The sequence below is a fragment of the Desulfolutivibrio sp. genome, from assembly GCF_036584575.1.
In the GTDB taxonomy this organism is placed as follows: Bacteria; Desulfobacterota; Desulfovibrionia; order Desulfovibrionales; family Desulfovibrionaceae; genus Desulfolutivibrio.
Window position 1 is genome coordinate 1 of the sequence record NZ_JAZHDB010000069.1, and the last position, 5,433, is coordinate 5,433.

Genomic DNA, 5,433 nt, shown 5'->3' on the forward strand with positions numbered 1-5,433 from the left:
GCGGGCCGAGGCGCGGCAGGCGGGCCGGGAGCGGGCCGTGCCGCCCGGGCTGTTCGTTTTGGCCGAGGGCAGGGACTACGGGGCCGTGGCCAAACCCGGCGGGCTGGCCTCGGCGGCAATCGGGCCGGGCGGACAGGAGAGCGTGCAGGACCATCTGCCGGGGCTTTTTCCGGGCCGCGAGGCCCTTTTGCTCGGGCGGCTGGACACGCCCACCTCGGGCATCCTGGCCGTGGCCTTCAGTCCGGAGGCGGCGCGGCGTTTTCGCCAGGCCGAGGACCGGGGACTGGCCCGCAAGACCTACCTGGCCGTGGTCCGGGGGCTGGTCGATGCGCCGTTTACGGCCCGGCAGGAGCTTTTGACGGCCCACCGCGCCACGACCCGGGTGCGCGTCCGGGAAACGGACGATCCCCTGCGCCACACGGCGGCGGTCCCCCTGGGATACGACCCGGGGACGGACCTGACCCTGGTCCGGGCCGACATCGCCAAGGGGGCCAGGCACCAGATCCGGGCCCATCTGGCCGCCAGGGGGCATCCCATCCTGGGGGACGCACGGTATGGAAGGGAAATGGAAAAAGACCGGGACGTGCGGCTTTATCTGCACCACGCCCGCATCATTTTCCCCGGCTTTGAGGCGCAGTACATGCCGCAATGGTCCGGGCCGGAGGTCGGCTCAGTCCTGGTTCTTGGCCCAGGCGTCGAGCAGGCCCTCGATGATGTCGTACTGGCGAATGAGGTAGGTTCCTGATTGAACCTTCCGCTTGAGTTCCGAGACCTTGCGGGAGCGTGCAAGGATTTCTTCCTCGGAGAGCACGGAAATGGGTGCGGCTAACGAAGCGCGCTTGTTCACAATCTTATCCTGATTGTCTGTTGGCCCCCCGAGCAGTCCGGTTCGGGGGTTTTAGTCCTTATCGGACATGGAGACCCGCGACTTTAGGGTGGCGGCCGCATTTCCGGATGCCCCGCAAATGCGGGACTTTACCCTTGTCAGGAAAAAAGGTAGCCCGTGTTTTCAGGCGACCCGCGTCACGCCGCCACACTGCAAAACGAGGAACTGCGTGCCAAGAAACAAGGACAGGGCCCTGCTTACCCAGGAATTGCGGTCTTTGCGCGGTCGGCTTATGGATGCGGACATCCTGAAGTCCGCCCTGGCCCGTGAGGCGGCGTCGCAACGGACATCGGACGCCCGTTACCAGAATATCGTCGAGGACCAGGCCGAGCTCATCTGCCGCTTTGACCCGCAGGGCCGCCTCACCTACGTCAATCCCGCCTTTTGCCGGTATTTCGGCCAGGACGCCGCCACGCTTTTGGGCGGTTTCATTCCCGTCCAGGCCTCGGAGGCCGAGGTCGCCGAGGTGCGCCGGGCCGTTTCCGGGCTTGGCCCCAACCGGGGCATGACCTCGCTGGTGCACCGGGCGACCCTGCCCGGGGGCCAGACGCGCTGGCAGGAATGGCTGTACCGGGCCATCATGGACGCCGCCGGAACCGTGGTCGAATACCAGGCCGTGGGCCGCGACGTGACCGACATCAAGGAAACCATGGAGGGCTTCCGCCGGGCCGAGGAAAAATACCGGGCCATCTTCGAAAACGCCCCCCTGGGCATCTTTCGGACCACGGCGTCCGGGCGGTTCGAGGAAACCAACCAGGTCATGGCCGTTATGCTGGGTTATGACAGCGCCGCCCAGGCCATGGCCCAGGTCACGGACATCGGGCATCAGATTTACGACGATCCGCAAAGCCGGGTACGGCTTTTGGAAACCCTGGAAAAGACCCGGGGCAGCATCACCTATGAGGCGCTGTTTCGCCGCCGCGACGGCGGCCGCTTCACCGGCAGGCTGCATGTCTCGGCCGTGCGCGGGGAAGACGGTCGCGTGACGTCGCTCATCGGGCTTATGGACGACATCACCGAGCGGCGGCGCATGGAGGAGGAACTGCGTCGCAGCGAGCGGATAGCCCGGACCCTTCTCAACGCCACCACGGAATCGGCCTTTCTGGTGGATGTGGACGGCGTCATCCTGGCCGTCAACGACATCGGGGCCAGACGCCTTGGGGGCACGCCCCAGACCCTCGTCGGACGTAATTTTTACGAGTTCCAGTCCTGGGAGCTCTTCGAGCAGGGCATGGAACGCATCTGGGAGGCCTACTGCGAGCGCCGACCGGTGCGTTTCGAGGACGAGCGGGCAGGGATCGTACATGACGTCATGGTGTCGCCGGTCTTCGACGACGCCGGGGGCGTGGACAAGGTGGCCATCTTCGCCCAGGACATCACCGAGCGCCGCCGTCTGGAGCGGTTGCGCGAGGATGTGGAGCGCATCACCCGCCACGACATGAAAACGCCCTTGATCGGCATTGTGGGCTTCGCCCAGCTTTTGCAGAAAAGCCAGAACCTCACGGACAAACAGCGCGAATATCTGGCCTATATCCAAAACAGCGGCCGCCAGATGATGGATTTCATCAAGAAATCCCTGGATTATTTCAAGATGGAGCAGCGCTCCTACGTGCTGCGGCCCCAGGACGTGGACATGGCCCGGGTGTTTCGGCGTATCCATGACGATCTGCGGCCCCTGGCCGTCAACAAGTCCGTCTGCATCAGCTTCACCATGGACGGCCAGGACATCTCCCTGACCCGCCCCATCCTCTTTCGCGGCGAAGAGGACCATCTGGAAAACCTGTTCGCCAACCTTGTGAAAAACGCTGTGGAGGCCGCGCCGGAGGACAGCGAGGTCACGGTGACCATCCGCTGCGGCGACGAGGTCCACGAGGTGGATGTTCACAATCCCGGCATCATCCCCGAGGCGGCCCGGGCCAGGTTTTTCGAACGCTACAACACGGCGGGCAAGGAGGGCGGCACGGGGCTTGGAACCCATGTGGCCCGGCTGATCGCCCAGGCCCATGGCGGCGCCATCCGCTACATCTCCTGTCCCCGCGAGGGCACCCACCTGATCGTCACCCTGCCTGCGAACCCGCCCCAGGAGCAGCCAGCGCCGGGATTGTCCCGAACCTGATTTTTTTTGTTGACCAGTGTTGCGATGTTGTTTATTTATCGCAACAGGTCAACGGGCCGAAGGGGGAAGCCGTGAGCGGCGAATTCGACGCCTTTTTTCTACGCGCCCAGAGTGCGTGCGGGGTGAAGAGCCAGTCCGACCTGGCGAATCTCCTGGGTCTGCATCGTTCGGCCGTCACCCAGGCCAAGAACAAGGGCCTCGTGCCCAAGGTCTGGGCCCTGACCCTGTCCCGGCTTTTCGGGGCCGACCCGCAATGGCTTTTGACCGGGCGGGCCGGTCAGGCCGGTCAGGCCGGACAGGTCGGCCAAACTGGGCAAACCGACCAAACCGACCAAGCCGGACAAGCCGGTCATGTCGGGGCGGGCGAGGCTGTGACCGAGGCGGCGCCCGAGGGGTTTTTGCTGGTGCCCAAGGTGCGGGCCCGCATCAGCGCCGGGGGCGGCTCCCTTGAGACCGAGGCCGGGGTGTCGGGATATTTCGCCTTCCGATCCGAATGGCTGCGGCGCAAGGGGCGGCCCGAGCGCATGGTGCTCATGGATGTGGTGGGGGTGAGCATGGAGCCGGAGATCCGCCATGGGGACATGGTGCTCATCGACCAGTCCCAGTCGCGCATTTTCGCCCACGCGGTGTATGCCTTCGGCGTGGACGACACGGTGTTGGTCAAGCGGGTGGAGAAACGGCCTGGAATGGTGGTGCTTTTGAGCGACAACCGGGACTATGCGCCCATCGAGCTGCGCGGCCAGGAGATCGAGGGGTTGCGGATCATCGGCCGGGTGGTCTGGGTGGGGCGCGAGTTGTAAGCCGGGAGGCCGGGAATGGACGCGGACATTTTTTTTGCCCCAAGTGTTTATTTTTATGAACAACTGTTTATGCAGCGGAGGACGAACATGCAACGTCGGTATTGTTCCTGCGGCGCGCCTGTGTTGGTGGAGTACCGTTTTTCCGGCCGGGCCTGGACCACGGTGTTTTCCCTTGGACGGCGGCTTCTGCGCAAGCGCCGGGAGGTGTGCCCATGCTGCGGCCGGGCGCTTGATATCGACGAGTTGTCCTAGTGTGGCGTTCCTAAAAGAACAGAAATTTGAGGTTTTGCTGCTTGCTAAGCCAGAATGGAAATTGCCGAACACAACACCAGGCGGTGATGACGGAGGGCCGTCCCCCAGCGAGGGGAGCGGCCCTTTACGTTTTTTGATCGGCGGCGTGGAAGGCGGGGCGTTTTTCCGGCAGGGCTCAGGCCAGGGCCCGCATGGCCCGGGCAGCGCCGCCGGGCTTGCGGTGGCTGCCCGCGATGGCCCGGGAGGCCGTTTTCCCGCCGTTGTCGGACTGCATGTCCTCGATCAGGCTTTGCAGTTCCTGGGACTGCTTCGCCAGCTCGGACACGGCCTGGGCGGCCTGGCCCATGGCCTGGCTGGTCTCGGCGGAGATGGTGCTGATCTCCTCGATGGACCGGTTGATCTCCTCGCTGGCCGAGGACTGCTGTTCCGAGGCCGTGGCGATGGAGCGCACCTGGTCCGAGGCCGCATCCACCAGGTTGACGATGGCGGTCAGGGATTCGCCGGATTTTTTGGCCAGGGTCGTCGCCTCCTCCACGGATTTTGCGGAACGCTCCACGTTTTCGATGTTGCGTTTGGTTCCCTGTTGGATGCCGCTTATGGCGTCGCCCACTTCCTTGGTGGCGGTCATGGTCTTTTCGGCCAGCTTGCGGACCTCGTCGGCGACCACGGCGAAGCCGCGGCCGGCCTCGCCAGCCCGGGCGGCCTCGATGGCGGCGTTTAAGGCCAACAGGTTGGTCTGGTCGGCGATGTCGGAAATGACGTTCATGATCTGGCCGATGCCCTCGGCCTGCTTGCCCAGGGTGTCCATGTCGGATTTAAGCGCCAGGGACTGTTCGTGGACGTTGGCGATCTCGCGGATGACCTGATCCACCACGCCGGAACCCTCCTGGGCCTTGCGTTTGGCGGCGTCGGAGGTCTCGGCGGCCTGGGAGGCGTTTTTGGCCACCTCGAGCACCGTGGCGTTCATCTCCTCCATGGCTGTGGCCGTCTCGCCCACCCGCTGGGCCTGATTCTCCGAACCCCGGCTGGACTGCTCGATCTGGGCCGAAAGCTCTTCCGAGGCCGAGGACACGGTGGCCACCACGCCCTCCAGGCGGGAGGCGGCCTGGAGCATGCCGTCGCGCTTGGCGCTTTCGGCCATGGCCTTGGCCTCTTCGGCCTCCTGCATGGCCGCCAGGGCTTCCTTTTCCTTTTGGGCGGCGACATCGGCCTTGCCGTCGGCCTCGGCGATCTTGGCCTTGAGGGTGTCCACCATCTTTTTAAGGACCGCGTAGACGCCGCCCTCGGCCTTCTGGGGCCGGAAGGCCACGTTCAGGTCGCCGGCGGCGATCTTCCCGGCGATGTCATAGAGGTATCCCGGATCCTCGCCAAGCTGGCGC

At 64.9% G+C, this 5,433-nt stretch carries 5 protein-coding genes; 4 read left to right on the forward strand and 1 reads right to left on the reverse strand.

Going from position 1 to position 5,433, the window contains the following annotated elements:
- The 4 genes from V3572_RS05315 to V3572_RS05330 form a co-directional block, all read left to right on the forward strand.
- Positions 1-745, forward strand: a 745-nt coding sequence (locus tag V3572_RS05315) for a pseudouridine synthase family protein (protein ID WP_332109944.1), incomplete at its 5' end; no start/stop codon positions are given.
- Between the two features lie 310 nt (positions 746-1,055).
- Positions 1,056-3,002, forward strand: coding sequence for a PAS domain-containing sensor histidine kinase (locus V3572_RS05320; RefSeq protein ID WP_332109945.1), 1,947 nt, complete (start codon positions 1,056-1,058; stop codon positions 3,000-3,002).
- 71 nt (positions 3,003-3,073) lie between these two features.
- Complete coding sequence (locus tag V3572_RS05325) at positions 3,074-3,802, forward strand: LexA family transcriptional regulator (protein ID WP_332109946.1); 729 nt, start codon at positions 3,074-3,076, stop codon at positions 3,800-3,802.
- A gap of 87 nt (positions 3,803-3,889) precedes the next feature.
- Positions 3,890-4,054 (forward strand): hypothetical protein, encoded by a 165-nt coding sequence (locus tag V3572_RS05330; RefSeq protein ID WP_332109947.1) that lies wholly within the window; start codon positions 3,890-3,892, stop codon positions 4,052-4,054.
- A 175-nt stretch (positions 4,055-4,229) separates the two neighbouring features.
- Here V3572_RS05330 and V3572_RS05335 read toward each other — a convergent pair.
- On the reverse strand, positions 4,230-5,433 hold a 1,204-nt coding region (locus tag V3572_RS05335), incomplete at its 5' end, for a methyl-accepting chemotaxis protein (protein WP_332109948.1).

Bases quoted from the DNA above. Each gene is read 5' to 3' on its own strand.
- V3572_RS05330 (WP_332109947.1), top strand. From the start codon at position 3,890: ATGCAACGTCGGTATTGTTCCTGCGGCGCGCCTGTGTTGGTGGAGTAC.